Annotated in this window: 20 protein-coding genes; 15 read left to right on the top strand and 5 right to left on the bottom strand. The window is 50.5% G+C overall.

Going from position 1 to position 14,950, the window contains the following annotated elements; translation table 11 throughout:
• Nucleotides 1–161: 161 nt before the first annotated feature.
• The 7 genes from mlaF (at nt 162) to murA (ending at nt 4,826) form a co-directional block, all read left to right on the top strand.
• The gene (gene mlaF / locus Q399_RS0106230; RefSeq protein WP_031566792.1) at nt 162–977 is read left to right on the top strand and encodes a phospholipid ABC transporter ATP-binding protein MlaF; all 816 of its coding nucleotides are present in this window, start codon (nt 162–164) and stop codon (nt 975–977) included.
• A complete protein-coding gene (gene mlaE, locus Q399_RS0106235; protein WP_031566794.1) occupies nt 977–1,756 on the top strand; it encodes a lipid asymmetry maintenance ABC transporter permease subunit MlaE in 780 nt (259 codons plus the stop codon). The genes mlaF and mlaE overlap by 1 nt, the downstream gene beginning before the upstream one ends.
• 3 nt (nt 1,757–1,759) lie before the next feature.
• The gene (gene mlaD, locus Q399_RS0106240; protein WP_031566796.1) at nt 1,760–2,227 is read left to right on the top strand and encodes an outer membrane lipid asymmetry maintenance protein MlaD; all 468 of its coding nucleotides are present in this window, start codon (nt 1,760–1,762) and stop codon (nt 2,225–2,227) included.
• Nucleotides 2,227–2,895: an MlaC/ttg2D family ABC transporter substrate-binding protein gene (locus Q399_RS0106245; RefSeq protein ID WP_031566800.1), complete on the top strand. Its 669-nt coding sequence runs from the start codon at nt 2,227–2,229 to the stop codon at nt 2,893–2,895. Before mlaD ends, Q399_RS0106245 begins: the two co-directional genes overlap by 1 nt.
• Nucleotides 2,888–3,178: an STAS domain-containing protein gene (locus Q399_RS0106250; protein ID WP_031566802.1), complete on the top strand. Its 291-nt coding sequence runs from the start codon at nt 2,888–2,890 to the stop codon at nt 3,176–3,178. Before Q399_RS0106245 ends, Q399_RS0106250 begins: the two co-directional genes overlap by 8 nt.
• 73 nt (nt 3,179–3,251) lie before the next feature.
• Nucleotides 3,252–3,557: a BolA family protein gene (locus tag Q399_RS0106255; protein WP_422784844.1), complete on the top strand. Its 306-nt coding sequence runs from the start codon at nt 3,252–3,254 to the stop codon at nt 3,555–3,557.
• Between the two features lie 6 nt (nt 3,558–3,563).
• Nucleotides 3,564–4,826 carry a UDP-N-acetylglucosamine 1-carboxyvinyltransferase gene (murA, locus tag Q399_RS0106260; protein WP_031566806.1) on the top strand — a complete coding sequence of 421 codons (1,263 nt, stop codon included), beginning with the start codon at nt 3,564–3,566 and terminating at the stop codon, nt 4,824–4,826.
• A gap of 65 nt (nt 4,827–4,891) precedes the next feature.
• Here the strand turns inward: murA and Q399_RS0106265 are convergent, their stop codons facing one another.
• The 3 genes from Q399_RS0106265 to Q399_RS0106280 form a co-directional block, all read right to left on the bottom strand.
• A complete protein-coding gene (locus Q399_RS0106265; protein WP_106388962.1) occupies nt 4,892–5,977 on the bottom strand; it encodes a trypsin-like peptidase domain-containing protein in 1,086 nt (361 codons plus the stop codon).
• Between the two features lie 178 nt (nt 5,978–6,155).
• Nucleotides 6,156–7,517: a Do family serine endopeptidase gene (locus Q399_RS0106275; RefSeq protein WP_031566811.1), complete on the bottom strand. Its 1,362-nt coding sequence runs from the start codon at nt 7,515–7,517 to the stop codon at nt 6,156–6,158.
• A gap of 58 nt (nt 7,518–7,575) precedes the next feature.
• Nucleotides 7,576–8,025: a Z-ring associated ZapG family protein gene (locus tag Q399_RS0106280; RefSeq protein WP_031566813.1), complete on the bottom strand. Its 450-nt coding sequence runs from the start codon at nt 8,023–8,025 to the stop codon at nt 7,576–7,578.
• Between the two features lie 124 nt (nt 8,026–8,149).
• On the opposite strand from Q399_RS0106280, the gene zapE reads away from it, so the two are divergent.
• The 3 genes from zapE to rpsI all read left to right on the top strand — a co-directional run bounded on the left by zapE (nt 8,150) and on the right by rpsI (nt 10,273).
• The gene (gene zapE, locus Q399_RS0106285; protein WP_031566815.1) at nt 8,150–9,241 is read left to right on the top strand and encodes a cell division protein ZapE; all 1,092 of its coding nucleotides are present in this window, start codon (nt 8,150–8,152) and stop codon (nt 9,239–9,241) included.
• 197 nt (nt 9,242–9,438) lie between these two features.
• Nucleotides 9,439–9,867 (top strand): 50S ribosomal protein L13, encoded by a 429-nt coding sequence (gene rplM / locus Q399_RS0106290; RefSeq protein ID WP_031566817.1) that lies wholly within the window; start codon nt 9,439–9,441, stop codon nt 9,865–9,867.
• Between the two features lie 13 nt (nt 9,868–9,880).
• Nucleotides 9,881–10,273, top strand: coding sequence for a 30S ribosomal protein S9 (gene rpsI / locus Q399_RS0106295; RefSeq protein ID WP_031566820.1), 393 nt, complete (start codon nt 9,881–9,883; stop codon nt 10,271–10,273).
• Here rpsI and Q399_RS0106300 read toward each other — a convergent pair.
• Complete coding sequence (locus Q399_RS0106300) at nt 10,270–10,584, bottom strand: hypothetical protein (RefSeq protein ID WP_157836245.1); 315 nt, start codon at nt 10,582–10,584, stop codon at nt 10,270–10,272. The genes rpsI and Q399_RS0106300 overlap by 4 nt on opposite strands.
• A 70-nt stretch (nt 10,585–10,654) precedes the next feature.
• Between Q399_RS0106300 and petA the strand changes: the two genes are divergently transcribed.
• From petA to Q399_RS0106325, 5 genes are read left to right on the top strand one after another with little or no spacing between them, the layout of a single operon-like run.
• Nucleotides 10,655–11,245 carry a ubiquinol-cytochrome c reductase iron-sulfur subunit gene (gene petA / locus Q399_RS0106305; RefSeq protein ID WP_031566824.1) on the top strand — a complete coding sequence of 197 codons (591 nt, stop codon included), beginning with the start codon at nt 10,655–10,657 and terminating at the stop codon, nt 11,243–11,245.
• Complete coding sequence (locus tag Q399_RS0106310; RefSeq protein WP_031566826.1) at nt 11,245–12,519, top strand: cytochrome b; 1,275 nt, start codon at nt 11,245–11,247, stop codon at nt 12,517–12,519. The genes petA and Q399_RS0106310 overlap by 1 nt, the downstream gene beginning before the upstream one ends.
• Nucleotides 12,519–13,259 (top strand): cytochrome c1, encoded by a 741-nt coding sequence (locus tag Q399_RS0106315; protein ID WP_037045843.1) that lies wholly within the window; start codon nt 12,519–12,521, stop codon nt 13,257–13,259. The genes Q399_RS0106310 and Q399_RS0106315 overlap by 1 nt, the downstream gene beginning before the upstream one ends.
• 60 nt (nt 13,260–13,319) lie before the next feature.
• On the top strand, nt 13,320–13,955 hold the full coding sequence (gene sspA / locus Q399_RS0106320; RefSeq protein ID WP_031566831.1) for a stringent starvation protein SspA: 636 nt from the start codon (nt 13,320–13,322) through the stop codon (nt 13,953–13,955).
• Between the two features lie 17 nt (nt 13,956–13,972).
• On the top strand, nt 13,973–14,413 hold the full coding sequence (locus Q399_RS0106325) for a ClpXP protease specificity-enhancing factor (RefSeq protein ID WP_305775618.1): 441 nt from the start codon (nt 13,973–13,975) through the stop codon (nt 14,411–14,413).
• Nucleotides 14,414–14,500: 87 nt separating this feature from the next.
• Here Q399_RS0106325 and Q399_RS0106330 read toward each other — a convergent pair whose 3' ends face one another.
• Nucleotides 14,501–14,698 (bottom strand): hypothetical protein, encoded by a 198-nt coding sequence (locus Q399_RS0106330; RefSeq protein WP_031566837.1) that lies wholly within the window; start codon nt 14,696–14,698, stop codon nt 14,501–14,503.
• Nucleotides 14,699–14,950 lie beyond the last annotated feature (252 nt).

A 14,950-nucleotide genomic window follows, 5' to 3' on the forward strand; every position in this document is an offset into this window, starting at 1 on the left:
GACGCGACGCTTGCGGCTAAACCAGTTAAAATACGGCGATTAATTAGGCATTTGCCTTGCATAGTGCATGGAGTCCCCGTATATTGCGCCGTTTTTTCCCGCCTGCTGTCGCAGGGAGCGGAAAGCGATCTCCGGCCAGGAATGTGCACAGCGAGAAATGAATGGAGTTTGGTTTGGATAAACCATTGGTTGATATTCAAAATTTAACTTTCCGCCGCGGCGACCGTGTCATCTATGACGACATGAGTATGCAGTTTCAGCGCGGAAAAGTGACTGCCATTATGGGGCCTAGTGGTATCGGTAAAACCACTTTACTGCGGCTGATTGGTGGTCAGTTAAAACCGGACAGCGGCAAGATCCTGTTTGAAGGTGCTGATATTCCAACACTCACCCGGCAGGAACTGTATCAGGCCCGCAAAAAAATGAGCATGTTGTTTCAAAGCGGTGCACTGTTTACCGAGATGTCGGTGTTTGACAACGTTGCTTTCCCTATTCGAGAACATACCCGTCTGCCGGAAGCTATTATCCGTACTATGGTGCTGATGAAGCTGGAAGCGGTCGGTTTGCGTGGGGCCCGCGATTTAATGCCGGCGGAACTCTCTGGTGGTATGGCCCGCCGGGCCGCTTTGGCCCGTGCTATTGCCCTTGACCCGCAACTCATCATGTACGACGAACCGTTCGCTGGTCAGGACCCGATTTCGATGGGCGTGATTGTGCGCTTAATCCGTTCTCTGAATGATGCGTTGGGTCTGACTTCGATTGTGGTATCGCACGATGTCGCTGAAGTGATGAGCATCGCCGATTATGTCTATGTAGTGGCGGAACGCCGTGTCATTGGCCATGGCACGCCGGAGCAGCTGCGCCAGCACGAATCACCGCTGGTACAGCAATTCCTGCAAGGTCAGGCGGACGGCCCGGTGCCGTTCCACTTCAAAGCCGCCGAATACGCTACTGAATTAATGGAGTTAAGTCGCTGATGCTGAAGCAAATCCAGCAGTTAGGTGCCAACACGCTCGGGACATTGCAGGGCTTGGGCCGCGCAACCCTGATGTTATTTGGTGCTTTATGGGGTCGGCCAAGACCGCTGAAAAACTGGCATCTGTATATGAAGCAGATTTATGTCGTCGGCGTGTTGTCGCTGCTAATCATCCTGGTCTCTGGCCTGTTTATCGGCATGGTACTGGCGCTGCAGGGTTACACAGTGTTGGCGAAATTTGGCGCTGAACAAATGTTAGGGCCGCTTGTCGCTTTAAGTCTGTTGCGTGAACTCGGGCCTGTGGTGACGGCGCTGTTGTTTGCCGGACGGGCGGGCAGTGCGCTGACCGCAGAAATTGGTCTGATGAAAGCGACGGAACAATTATCCAGCATGGAAATGATGGCTGTAGACCCGCTGCGGCGTGTGATAGCGCCACGGTTCTGGGCAGGGGTCATCAGCATGCCACTGTTGGCGCTGATTTTTAATGCGGTCGGTATTCTTGGCGGACATCTGGTTGGGGTCGACTGGCTGGGTGTTGACGCTGGCGGCTACTGGTCTGCGATGCAGGCCAATGTTGACTTCCAGCAGGACGTGGTCAACGGCGTGATTAAGAGCATCGTGTTTGCTTTTATTGTGACTGTGATCGCACTGCACAAAGGTTTTGATGCGGTGCCGACCTCGGAAGGTATCAGTCAGGCAACGACTCAGACTGTGGTGACGGCATCTTTAGCCGTACTGGGTTTTGATTTTGTATTAACCGCTGTCATGTTTGGTGGATGAGAAATGACATCACGTAAATTAGAATTATTTGTAGGTTTTTTTGTCGCGCTGGCAATTGCAGCTTTATTACTGCTGGCGATGAAAGTCGCGAACACAGGAGTGGCAGGTTCTGACCAGAGTTATCAGTTACTGGCCAAGTTTGAAAATATTGGCGGCCTGAAAGTGCGGTCACCGGTCAAAGTAGGCGGGGTTGTAGTGGGACGCGTGGCGTCCATCCAGCTCGATCCGGAATCATTTCAGCCGGTCGTGACACTGGACATCAACAGCAGCTACAACAACTTTCCGGAAACCAGTTCACTGGCCATTCTGACATCTGGCCTGCTTGGCGAGCAATATATTGGTTTACAGCCAGGTTTTGTTGACGAGAACGTTGAAATTCTGAAGAACGGTGACTACATCGAAGACACCAAATCCGCCATCGTGCTTGAAGAGCTGATTGGCCAGTTTTTGTTTAATCGTGGGAATCAATAATGAAAACCTTATTTAAAGCCTTCGTCGCGGCCACTGCATTGCTGGCCTTTACTCAGGTGCAGGCGGCCGACGCCGCTGTACCTAAATATGACGACCCGTACAAAATGATGGAAGTGTTGGCTGATAAAACCTTCCAGCGCATTGCCCGTCAACAGGCTGAGATCAAAAAAGACCCGGAAATTCTGCGCACTATCGTGACGGAAGAGCTGGTGCCCTATATCGACAGTCGCTATGCAGCCGGTTACGTCATTGGCAATGCAGTCAAGCTGAACACAGTCCCTAAGCAGGATTTTAATACTTTCGTAACCGCGTTCCAGAACTACATGGTCGGCACTTATGCTGGTGTTTTTACTCAGTATCGTGACCAGCAAGTGATGATTGAACCGGGTCAGGCTATTGAAGCGCAGAAGAAAATTATCACTATCAGAACACGGGTGATCGACCCGGGTAAACCTGATATCAAAATCGAGTTTAAGTTGCGCCGGGTGAAAGATGCCAACAACTGGCTGGTGTTTGACATGGTGGCTGAAGGTATTTCGTTACTGGACAGCAAACGCTCTGAACTTGGTAGCATGATTCGTCAGCAAGGTTTAGTCAGCGTCGCTGCCTTGCTGGAAGAAAAAGCCAAAGCGCCAATCAAAGCGCCTGAGAAAGCGAAAAATGCTTGAGATCCGCCAAGAGCCACAAGGACTGGTATTCAGCGGTGAGCTAAACCGGGACACTGTTGTGCAGTTTTGGCCATTTAAGCCGCTGCAGAATCTGCAGGGTTCGGCAATATTTGACCTGGCAGGCCTGAAGCACGTCGATACAGCAGGCCTGGCCTGGCTTCTTCAGGTGTTGTCACAGGCCAAAGCCAAATCGCTGCAGGTGCAGTTACGTGGTATGCCGGAGCAATTACGTTCTCTGGCGCTGGTCAGTGATGTTTTAAGCCTTTTACCGACAGAAAGCTGAAATGCATCCTGAGGCAGGATATAATCACCACCCGGCGTAAACCGCCGGGTTTTCTTTTTTGGCGAAAGTCCTGATGGTCCGGACTGTCGCGACATCACCACAGTGGCACAAGGGTATCCAGATGGATTGTAAAGAGATTGAACAGCGGTTGCTTGAGCAGCTGCAACTTTCTGAAGTGTATGTAAAAACTGATGGCAGCCACTATTCTGTTACCGCCGTGGGTGACTGTTTTGACGGTCTGAGCCGGGTCAAACAACAGCAGCTGGTTTATGCGCCGCTGATGGCCGACATCGCCAATGGCAGTATTCATGCCCTGCAAATCAAAGCCTTTACGCCCACACAGTGGCGTCGCGAAAAACTTCTCAACCCGCCGGTGTAATTACAGATGCAACAATTTCTTGTTAAAGGTGGCGCCCGCCTGCAGGGCCAGGTTTCAATCTCCGGTGCTAAAAACGCTGCATTGCCCATCATGTTCGCGACTTTATTAGCGGAACAGCCGTCTGCGATCAGCAATGTGCCTGCACTGAAAGATATTGATACCACATTTAAATTACTGCGGATGTTTGGTGCTGTGGTTGAGCGCGAAGCGGACCGCGTGACAGTCGATGCGACCAACATCACCAGTCAGGTAGCGCCTTACGAGCTGGTCCGGACTATGCGGGCTTCTATCCTGGCGCTGGGGCCATTACTGGCACGTTTTGGTTATGCTGAAGTTTCTCTGCCGGGTGGTTGTGCTATCGGTGCCCGGCCGGTGAATTTACATATCGATGGTCTGCGCAAAATGGGCGCACAGATTGTAGTTGAGAATGGTTATATTAAAGCCCGTGCCGAGCGTCTGAAAGGGGCGCATCTGGTGATGGACATGGTTAGTGTCACTGGCACTGAAAACCTGTTGATGGCCGCAACATTGGCCGATGGCGTGACAATTATCGAAAACGCCGCGCGCGAGCCGGAAGTAGTCGATTTAGCCAACTACCTGATTGCGCTGGGTGCAAAAATCAGTGGTGCCGGCAGTCCGACCATCCGCATTGAAGGTGTGCAAAGCTTAAAAGGTGCCAGCCATAAAGTATTACCGGATCGGATTGAAACCGGCACTTTTCTGGTCGCCGCTGCGGTGACTGGCGGTGATGTGACCTGTGTCAACACAGATCCGGCTGAACTGGAAGTAGTGCTGGAAAAACTGCGTGAAGCTGGTGCGGACGTCACTACAGGCCCGGATTGGATCCGGCTGAATATGACCGGTCGCACGCTGAAATCGGTCAATGTGAAAACAGTGCCGCACCCGGGGTTTCCAACCGACATGCAGGCACAGTTCACTGTGTTAAACGTAGTCGCTGAAGGCGTTGGTGTGGTCACTGAGACGATTTTTGAAAACCGATTTATGCATGTGCCGGAATTACAGCGCATGGGTGCTTTGATCCAGCTCGAAGGCAATACAGCGGTTTGTCAGCACTCGCCGCAACTGAATGCCGCTCAGGTGATGGCGACCGACTTACGCGCCTCCGCCAGTCTGGTGATTGCCGGTCTGGTGGCTGAAGGTGACACGGTCGTGGACCGGATTTATCACATTGACCGTGGTTACGAGCAAATCGAATTTAAGCTGCAGAATCTGGGAGCCCAGATCTCGCGGATTAATGCACCGGCCTGACCGCGGTTTGTGCAGTAAGAATGAATAAGGCCCGCATGCGGGCCTTATTCATTTTCGCGTGTTGGTTAGTCACTTTGCGGGCGTAAGCCAATCCGGCATTTCAGCGTCAGTTTTTGGCCCTGACGTTCGATCAATAAATCTATTTCCGAGCCGGGTTCTGTTTCCGCAACAATATCGAGTGCCTGACTGACACTGGTCAGCACTTTGTTATCCACTTGCAGCAACACGTCACCTTGTTGCACGCCGGCACTGTCCGCCGGGCCAAAGGGTTCTACCTGATCAATCAATACGCCGTAAAACGGCTGACCAGTCGAGACCTGCCGCTCGCCGGCGGCATTAATGACTGGGATACCGTTCATGCCCAAAGCGCCACGCACGACACGGCCGTGTTTAATCAGCTTCTGCATTACAGTCGCGGCCAGGCGGTAGGGCACGGCAAAGAAAATACCCTGCACTTCTAAATTCCGCTGGCGCTGAAAAGCCGCGGTATTAATGCCGACTAACACGCCATTGCTGTTGACCAGCGCACCGCCGGAGTTGCCTTCGTTGATCGCGGCATCCATTTGCATAAAGTCGGTATAAGAGTTAGTACTCAGGCCAGCACGACCTGTGGCACTGATGATGCCCTGAGTGATGGATTGCCCCAGATTTAATGGATTACCAATGGCTAACACCAAATCACCCACTTGTGGTGCGATCTCGGGATTTTGCGGGATCACTGGTAAATCTTCTGCTTCGACTTTCAGGACTGCGAGGTCAGTCATTTGATCCTGACCAATCAGCAAGGCATCCAGCTGTCGGCCATCTTGCAAAGCGACCACAATTTGGTCCGCACCATGTACAACATGATAGTTAGTGACGATGTAACCATCGCTGCGCATAATCACGCCTGAGCCCAATGACTGATTCTGAATCACCCGGCGCTCGTACGAACGCTCATCAAGCTGAGTACTGCGGGTATAGACATTCACCACCGCAGGTGCTGCGGCACGTACTGCTTTGGCATAAGAGACTGCGGCCGGTTCCGCTTCAGCTGGCTGCAGCAAATGTGACAGCTGCAACTGCCCGCTTGGTGCGAGTAACAAATACAGCAATGCCAGTGCCAGCCCATAAGCAACACCTTTGGCAATCATCAGCAGGAAATTAGTCACAGCGGTTTTATCTGAACTGAGGAATGCTTCAGCATAGCATTGAAGCAGTCAAACCTGCAGCAGAAAAAACGTTACTGATCATGAAATTGGCAACAACCAGATCAGTCTGAAACGACGAAAAAGGATGATTTAAGCAAAAAAAAAAGCCGGGTTGCCCCGGCCTTTTATTCAGGTTGATTTAGCGGATCAGTGTATAGAACACTGTGTTATCCCGTTGAATTTGCAGCGCAATCACGCCTCGCGCCTGTTCCAGCACAGTTCTGAGCTGGGCGATATTTTCAATACGGGTACGGCCAACACCGATAATGACGTCGTTTTTACTGAGGCCAAGGCGGGCAGCCGGTGAGCCGTCTGCGACTTCGCTAATCATGACACCAGGTTCACCATCGGCGGTTTTACCGTTGGCGAAGTTCGCACCAGCCAACATTTCATGTAAATTCTCCGCGGTGACATTGGCCTGGTCGGCGGCTGTCAGTTTGACGTCCAGCGTCACTTGTTTGTCTTCGCGCAGAATGCCCAGTTTTATCGATTTACCAACACCAAGTGTCCCAACTTTGGCACGCAGCTCCGACATACTCTGGATAGGTTTGCCGTTGACACTGACGATAGTATCACCGGCTTTCACACCAGCTTTTTGGGCGCCGGAATCTGGCAGAACCTTGCCAACAAAGACCCCTTTATTGGTTTTCACATTCATATTCTTCGCCAGATCTGCGTTGAGATCGCTACCTTCGATACCCAGCACACCCCGTTTAACTTCACCAAATTCGATGATTTGGCTGACCAGGTTTTTCATCATCGTCGACGGAATGGCAAAGCCGATACCGATATTGCCGCCGTTTGGCCCCAGGATTGCGGTATTGATACCGATCAGCTCGCCTTTTAAGTTCACCAGCGCGCCACCGGAGTTGCCGCTGTTGATAGCTGCATCGGTTTGGATGAAATCTTCATATTTTTCAATGTCGAGGCCGCCGCGCCCCAGCGCACTGACAATACCGGAAGTGACGGTTTGGCCTAAGCCAAAGGGGTTACCGATCGCGACGGTGAAATCACCGACGCGCAGTGTATCGGAGTCTGAGATGGTAATAGCGGTCAGATTGTCGGCTTTGATTTGCAACAGCGCGATATCGCTTTCCGGGTCTTCACCGATTTTTTTCGCTTCAAAAGTCCTGCCATCTTTTAAAGTGACCTGAATTTCATCGGCCTGATTAATCACGTGTGAGTTGGTGACGACATAACCTTTGGCGGCATCAATAATGACGCCTGAACCCAGACCGCGGAACGGCTGCGAGCGACGCATTTCGCCCTGGCCAAAGAATTGCTGGAAAGCGTCCGGCACACGCTGACGTACTTCCCGGTTACCGGCGACATTGATATTCACCACGGCCGGAGTGACTTTGTCCAGCATCGGTGCCAGGCTCGGCATTTCAGTGCCCGCTTCGGCGCCAAAAAAAGGCAGTTTCGCCGCTGCAGGGGTAGGTTGAGCTAACAAAAAAGCAGCAAGAATGCTTGCGGTGACAACGGATAACTTCATTTTCATAACGCACTTGTCTCCCTCGGATAACTGCCTCTGAAGACCAGTGCGTTTTTAAAAAGTTTCAGTTGTCCGAATTTTTTTCTGTAGGGAAAGTTTTCATCAGACCGCTGGAATGGCCCGCATAATCAAGTGGTTGCTGCGAATGTGACACTTGTTTGCGCCGGCGCTCGTCAATTTGGCCCAAAGATTTACGGATGTGTTCCGCAGTGTCGGTAGACAGATAATTCAGATTGGTCGCGCGTTGCACCGGTGCTTTGTCAACCAATGTCATCTTGGTACTGGCCATATGCCGGACTATTTGCTCGTAATTGTCCTGCAGCTGACTCATCAGGCGTTGCGTGGTTTCCAGATGGTCAGACACTTCAGAGCGGTAATTTTGTAACTGGGTTTTACTCTCTTCGAGTTCAACTTGCAGTTTGTTCTGATTAAATTGGCGGATACTGAATAAACGTGCAGCGACAGCACCGATCACTAAACCGGCAATCAGCCAAAGGATAGAAGACATCAACATAACAACTCCCGGAACTACGATTTACTGCCAAGTGTAACCGATCTTCTTATCGGTAGTGGTAAGGCATGTTACTATATGTGCTAACTTTTTCCGGCCCGAACCTGCGCCTGCACTGCATTGTATGATGACGCCACAGCAAAAATATCAACTCGATTTACAACGTTCGGATTTTCAGTTTGATGCTGCCCAGCAACATGCGGTGGCGCAGCTGCAGCGCCTGTATGATGACTTTGTCAGTCGTCCGACACAGAAAACCTCATTATTCAGCAAGTTATTTAATAAAAAGACCGAAGCAGCCCCGCTGCGCGGCCTGTATTTCTGGGGCGGTGTGGGCCGCGGCAAAACCTATCTGGTGGATACCTTTTACGAATGTCTGCCGACCGAGCGCAAACTGCGGGTGCATTTCCACCGTTTTATGCACAAAGTGCATGACGAGTTAAAAACGCTGGCCGGCGCTGCCGACCCGCTGGAAAAGGTCGCTGATCATTTTAAGCGGGATTACGACATCATCTGTTTCGATGAGTTTTTTGTCTCGGATATCACTGATGCGATGATTTTGGGGACCCTGATGCAGGCGTTGTTTGCGAGGGGCATCACACTGGTTGCGACTTCCAATATCGAACCGGATGGTTTGTACCGCAACGGTCTGCAACGCGCCCGTTTTTTGCCAGCGATAGCCTTGATTAAGCAACATACCGAAGTGGTTAATGTTGACAGCGGCATTGATTACCGTCTGCGGACTTTGCAACAAGCGGAAATCTATCACGCACCGCTCGACGACAAAGCGGAGCAGAACCTGCAGCAATATTTTCTGGCGTTGTCGGTGGAACCCCGCCAGAGCGCCGGACACATCACAATTGCCAGCCGCAAGCTGCAGTACAGAGCTGAGGCAGATGGCATCATCTGGTTTGATTTCAGTGAGTTATGCGAGACGATGCGCAGTCAGTATGACTACATGGAACTGTCTAAAATCTATCACACCTTGCTACTCAGTGGTGCCCGCCAGATGGGGCAGGGCAATGATGATGTCGCGCGGCGTTTTATCGCCTTAGTAGATGAGTTCTATGAGCGTAAAGTGAAGCTGATTATCTCGGCGGAAGTGCCGATGGAACAGCTTTACACGCAAGGCATTTTGTCGTTTGAGTTCAGGCGTTGCCTGAGCCGGCTACAGGAAATGCAGTCACAGGATTATCTAGCCCTGGCGCATCTGCCATAAAGCGCTAATTTGATCGAAAAATTCTGCAATAAAATGCTGTTTTTTGTGCAGCCTTCCTTTATAATCCGCCGCCGGCCCACGTTACAGCCTGATACTGCCGTAGCCTGGCAGTTTGCAGTACTCGAAGGGGTACGATAAACGACACAGCCTGAAGGGGTTGTGTAAGGTGTAACAAATTTATTTTTGGGTAGTTTTTGATGAAAACTTTTACTGCTAAACCAGAAAGCGTACAACGCGACTGGTTCGTTGTTGATGCCGCAGGTAAAACCCTGGGTCGTCTTGCAACTGAAATCGCTAGCCGTCTGCGCGGCAAGCACAAGCCAGAATACACACCTCACGTTGACACCGGCGACTACATCATCGTAGTTAACGCTGACAAAGTGACTGTCACTGGCAACAAAGCGAAAAACAAAATGTACTACTCTCACTCTGGTTTCCCAGGTGGCATCAAAGAAATCAACTTTGAAAAGCTGCTGGATAAAAAACCTGAGATGGTACTGGAGACCGCGATCAAAGGCATGCTGCCAAAAGGTCCACTGGGTCGCGCTATGTTCCGTAAGTTAAAAGTGTATGCAGGCGCCGAGCATCAGCACGCTGCCCAGCAACCACAAGTTTTAGACATCTAACGGGAGCATAGACATGGCACAGAATCAATATTACGGTACTGGTCGTCGCAAGACCTCTACTGCACGTGTATTCCTGAAAGCTGGTGCTGGTAACATCGTTATCAACCAACGCTCAATCACTGAATACTTCGGTCGTGAAACTGCTCGTATGGTTGTAATGCAACCATTAGAGTTAGTTGAAATGGTTGGCAAGTTTGACATGTACATCACTGTTAAAGGTGGTGGTATCACTGGTCAGGCTGGCGCAATCCGTCACGGTATCACTCGTGCACTGATGGAATTCGACGAATCTCTGCGTCCTGCACTGCGTAAAGCTGGTTTCGTTACCCGCGACGCTCGTCAGGTTGAACGTAAGAAAGTCGGTCTGCACAAAGCGCGTAAGCGTCCACAGTACTCAAAACGTTAATTCGTTTTACCGAAAAACCCGGCATCTGCCGGGTTTTTTTTATCCGTCAGCACATCTGATGCGGTGGCAATTCGTAAAAGCCAGACAATACTTGTCAGCAGCCAGCAGGAAACCGGGCGCCGACCCTGCGCTGATGTGGCTGAAATGACCACTTCTTTTCCCGTTAGTAATTTGTAAAGTAAATTCAGTCTGTTGATTGTGTTGTCCGGGATCAAAAAATTGCGTAAAAAAAGCTGCTGCTGGTCGCAGAGAATCATGGTAAATCCTTGTAACAGGCAGGGCTTTTCATTATGATCCGCCGTATTTTTCAACTTATAATAATCGCTGTAATTCAGCCGCTTAAACCGTTCAGGTTTTAAGCGTAAACGTGGAGATGAGTGGATGAGCAATGCGCCAGTTGATCATGGTCGCCGTCGCTTCCTGACCATCGCTACCTCAGTTGTGGGTGGTGTTGGTGCTGTTGGAGCAGCCGTTCCCTTTATTGCGTCCTGGAATCCGAGTGAGAAAGCAAAACAAGCGGGTGCGCCTGTGACTGCGAATATCGGCAAACTCGAGCCAGGCCAGTTAATTCGGGTGGAATGGCGTGGTAAACCGGTATGGGTCGTGAACCGCACACCGGATATGTTGAAAAGTCTGGCGGCCGTTGAAAGCCAGCTGCGTGATCCGAATTCGGAAGAAGAGCAGCAACCGGCTTATGCAAAGAACCAACATCGCTCGAAAAAACCTGAGGTTTTTGTTGCTGTAGGTATCTGTACCCACCTCGGTTGTTCTCCGACTTACAAAATGTCTGACTTTGACGCTCATGTCGAAGGCATCGCATCTGGTTTCTTCTGCCCATGCCATGGTTCTACTTATGATATGGCTGGTCGTGTGTTCTCAGGTGTTCCGGCACCGAAAAACCTGATGATCCCACCATATATGTTCACTGATGACACCACGCTGGTGATCGGTGTTGACGAGGGGACTGCCTGATGTTTAAAAATTTCATGAACTGGATTGAGTACCGCATGCCATTTATGGAGAAAATGAATCTCCATGTCATGCAGTACCCTGCACCCAAAAACTTCAATTTCTGGTACTTCTTCGGCTCGCTGGCGATGTTAGTACTGGTGAACCAAATTGTCACCGGTATCTGGCTGACGATGAACTTCGAACCTTCCGCTGAACGTGCTTTTGCCTCTGTCGAATACATCATGCGTGATGTGGATTACGGCTGGCTGCTGCGTTACATGCACTCTACCGGTGCTTCGGCGTTCTTCGTCGTGGTCTATCTGCACATGTTCCGCGGCATGATGTACGGCTCTTACCAGAAACCACGTGAACTGCTGTGGATCTTCGGTATGCTGATTTTCCTGGTGCTGATGGCTGAAGCATTCATGGGGTACCTGCTTCCTTGGGGTCAAATGTCATTCTGGGGTGCTCAGGTTATTATCTCGATTTTCGGTGTTATTCCAGGCATTGGTGATGATTTAACCCTGTGGATCCGTGGTGACTACGTCATCTCCGGTGCCACGCTGAACCGTTTCTTTGCCTTACACGTCATTGCACTGCCGTTGGTACTGGTGATTCTGGTGTTCCTGCACATCATTGCGCTGCATGAAGTGGGCTCAAACAACCCGGATGGTATTGATGTGAAAGTACCAAACGAGGGTCAGAAGTTTGAAAATAACGTGTCTGAGAAATTCACTTTCCATGAGTACTTCACCAAAGGCGGTAAGAAAATTATCGTTGATGCTATCCCTTTCCACCCGTACTACACGGTGAAGGATATCGTTGGTGTGGTTGGTTTCCTGATTATCTTCTGTGCAGTGATTTTCTTTGCTCCTGAAGGCGGTGGTTTCTTCCTGGAGCCGCCAAACTTTGAACCGGCTAACCCGATGAAAACACCTGACCACATAGCACCAGTGTGGTATTTCACACCGTTCTACGCAATTCTGCGTGCGGTACCGGACCAGCTGTGGGGCGCGGTTGCGATGTTTGCTGCGATTATCCTGTTAGCGCTGTTGCCATGGTTAGACCGTTGTAAAGTACGGTCAGTGCGTTACCGTTCAACCCTGCACAAACTGAATCTGGTGAACTTTGTCATCAGCTTTGTCGTGCTGGGTGTTCTGGGCGTGTTGCCGGCAACACCAACTTATACATTGATCGCGCAAATTGCGTCTGTATTCTACTTCGGCTATTTCATCGCGCTGTGGTTCTACAGCAAAAATGAAAAAACCAAACCATTGCCTGTGAGGTTGTCATAATGCTGAAAAAGTTATTCTCAGTACTGGCACTGGTGACGTCTGCTTCAGTGCTGGCTGCAGGTGGACACGCTGTCCATCTGGACAAAGCGCCAATTAACCTGCATGACAAAGAGTCCCTGCAGCGTGGCGCCAAAATGTTCCAGAACTACTGTCTGGGTTGCCACCAGATGGAATATCAGCGCTACTCACGCACTTTCCGTGATTTAGGTATCCCGGATGAAGTCGGCATGAAAGAGCTGGCGTTTGGTGCGAACAAAGTTGGTGATTTCATCAAAAACGCTGCACCAAAAGCAGATCTGGCGAAATGGTTCGGTGCTCCGCCACCGGATTTAACCAACGTCGCCCGGGTGCGTGGTCCGGATTGGATCTACACCTATCTGCGGTCGTTTTATGTTGACCCAACCCGTCCGTTTGGTGTGAACAATGAAGTGTTCCCTCTGGTCGGTATGCCGCACGTGTTACAGGAACTGCAAGGTATCCCGTACAAAAAGCACGAAACGCAGATGGTCGATGGTGAATCGAAAGAAGTTTATGTGGGTATCGTTGCCGATGGTTCAGGTGAGTTAAGCCCGGAAGAATATGACCGTGCTGTGGCTGATCTGGTGAACTATCTGGAATACACCGGTGAACCTTCAAAGTTAGAATCTCATAGCCTTGGCATTAAGGTCATGATCTTCCTGTTTATTTTCTTCATCCTGGCATTCCTGCTGAAGAAAGAATACTGGAAAGACGTCCATTAAGCGTCAGCCGCTGTTTGTTTAAGGGGCCGCAAGGCCCCTTTGCCTTTTCCGGAGGAAGCTATGGCGAGCAACGCCAGCAGACGAAATACCATGACTTTGTTTAGTGCCGCCGCGGAGATGGACAGTCACCATGTCCGGATCGTATTGGCAGAAAAAGGCATTACCGCTGATATCCTGATCGCACATCCGGGCAATCTGCCGGAAGATGTCTACGAAGTGAATCCTTATGGCAGCCTGCCGACCCTGATTGACCGTGATCTGGCGCTGTACCAGGCCGACATCATCATGGAATATCTGGACGAGCGCTTTCCACACCCGCCGTTGTTACCGGTGTATCCGGTAGCCCGTGCCCAGACCCGTCTGATGATGTATCGCATCAAACATGACTGGTATGGTCTGGCAAACAAAATTCTGGCTGGTGGTGAAGACGCCGCCGAGGCCCGGCACGATTTACGCGAAAGTTTATTATCGACTGCACCAATTTTTGCAGATACCGCATTTTTCATGAGTGATGAATACAGTTTGCAGGATGTGTATTTGTCGGTGCTGTTATGGCGTTTGCCGCTGCTTGGCATTGAGCTGAGCGGCCCTGGCAGCAAACCTATTAAAAACTATATGCTGCGGATGTTCGAACGCGACGCCTTTCAACAGTCGTTGACTGACGCCGAGCGCCGGATCCATCCCGGTATGTATTGAGAGCTGGAGACCAAGCGATGCAAATGACCCCCAATCGGCCTTATCTGTTACGCGCATTTTATGAATGGATTGTGGACAACAATTGCACACCTTATCTGGTCGTGGACGCTACCATGCCCGGCGTCAAAGTGCCGCTGCAACATGTCAAAGACGGCCAAATCGTGCTGAATATCAGCCCGGGCGCTGTTGGTAATCTGTTGTTAGGCAATGACGCGGTGACCTTTAATGCCCGTTTCAGCGGCAATCCGTTTGCGCTTTATATTCCGCAGCGTTCTGTGCTGGCAATTTACGCCCGTGAAAATGGCGCCGGCACTATGTTTACGCCGGAAGAAGAGTGGCAGGAAGATGAGCTGGACGACACCGAGCTTGAGCTGGATGTGCCGGCCGCAGACCCGACCGAGCCAGGCCCGGACGATGACAAGCCGAAAAAAGGCAGTCATTTACGCGTCGTGAAATAATCAGGCCACGCTATCAGCCTGAGCCAATCGACAAAACCCAAAGCAAAAAGCCGCATGATGCGGCTTTTTCATTTCTGGCTCAATGTATTAATGCACCACGACTTTCCGCACTACCACCGGTTTTTTCACCACGACCGGCTGTTTGACCACCACAGTCTTGGCCACCGGTTTTGCTACCACCACGTGCCGGTGATGTGCCGGATGCACCACACAACCTGATAGCATCAGCAGCGCTATCAAAGCCGTTAATCCAATTTTTAGAGATGAGTCAGCAACCTTGTTCATATTGGTACCTTTTGCGGTTTGGTATCAGACACCACTCAGTCTAGTCATTGCTGTGTCAACGCGGCGAAAAGGCAGGTAAAGGTTGGGTAAAGCTTTGGGCAACTCTTCGCTTTGCTGACCAATTTTTTCGCGGTACTCCTTCCAATTATCAATTTTTCATTAGGTTTTTGGCGGCATTTTTCTTTAACTTGTGTTAAATGTTCACTGCTATATTGCTGTAATTAAACATAAAAATTACATTTGTCTTTAAAT

It is taken from the genome of Rheinheimera texasensis DSM 17496 (assembly GCF_000711985.1).
Classification (GTDB): domain Bacteria; phylum Pseudomonadota; class Gammaproteobacteria; order Enterobacterales; family Alteromonadaceae; genus Pararheinheimera; species Pararheinheimera texasensis.

Coding starts and splice junctions, on each gene's coding strand:
- mlaF (WP_031566792.1), top strand. CDS start 162: ATGGAGTTTGGTTTGGATAAACCATTGGTTGATATTCAAAATTTAACT.
- mlaE (WP_031566794.1), top strand. CDS start 977: ATGCTGAAGCAAATCCAGCAGTTAGGTGCCAACACGCTCGGGACATTG.
- mlaD (WP_031566796.1), top strand. CDS start 1,760: ATGACATCACGTAAATTAGAATTATTTGTAGGTTTTTTTGTCGCGCTG.
- Q399_RS0106245 (WP_031566800.1), top strand. CDS start 2,227: ATGAAAACCTTATTTAAAGCCTTCGTCGCGGCCACTGCATTGCTGGCC.
- Q399_RS0106250 (WP_031566802.1), top strand. CDS start 2,888: ATGCTTGAGATCCGCCAAGAGCCACAAGGACTGGTATTCAGCGGTGAG.
- Q399_RS0106255 (WP_422784844.1), top strand. CDS start 3,252: ATGGTCCGGACTGTCGCGACATCACCACAGTGGCACAAGGGTATCCAG.
- murA (WP_031566806.1), top strand. CDS start 3,564: ATGCAACAATTTCTTGTTAAAGGTGGCGCCCGCCTGCAGGGCCAGGTT.
- Q399_RS0106275 (WP_031566811.1), bottom strand. CDS start 7,517: ATGAAAATGAAGTTATCCGTTGTCACCGCAAGCATTCTTGCTGCTTTT.
- Q399_RS0106280 (WP_031566813.1), bottom strand. CDS start 8,025: ATGTTGATGTCTTCTATCCTTTGGCTGATTGCCGGTTTAGTGATCGGT.
- zapE (WP_031566815.1), top strand. CDS start 8,150: ATGACGCCACAGCAAAAATATCAACTCGATTTACAACGTTCGGATTTT.
- rplM (WP_031566817.1), top strand. CDS start 9,439: ATGAAAACTTTTACTGCTAAACCAGAAAGCGTACAACGCGACTGGTTC.
- rpsI (WP_031566820.1), top strand. CDS start 9,881: ATGGCACAGAATCAATATTACGGTACTGGTCGTCGCAAGACCTCTACT.
- petA (WP_031566824.1), top strand. CDS start 10,655: ATGAGCAATGCGCCAGTTGATCATGGTCGCCGTCGCTTCCTGACCATC.
- Q399_RS0106310 (WP_031566826.1), top strand. CDS start 11,245: ATGTTTAAAAATTTCATGAACTGGATTGAGTACCGCATGCCATTTATG.
- Q399_RS0106315 (WP_037045843.1), top strand. CDS start 12,519: ATGCTGAAAAAGTTATTCTCAGTACTGGCACTGGTGACGTCTGCTTCA.
- sspA (WP_031566831.1), top strand. CDS start 13,320: ATGGCGAGCAACGCCAGCAGACGAAATACCATGACTTTGTTTAGTGCC.
- Q399_RS0106325 (WP_305775618.1), top strand. CDS start 13,973: ATGCAAATGACCCCCAATCGGCCTTATCTGTTACGCGCATTTTATGAA.
- Q399_RS0106330 (WP_031566837.1), bottom strand. CDS start 14,698: ATGAACAAGGTTGCTGACTCATCTCTAAAAATTGGATTAACGGCTTTG.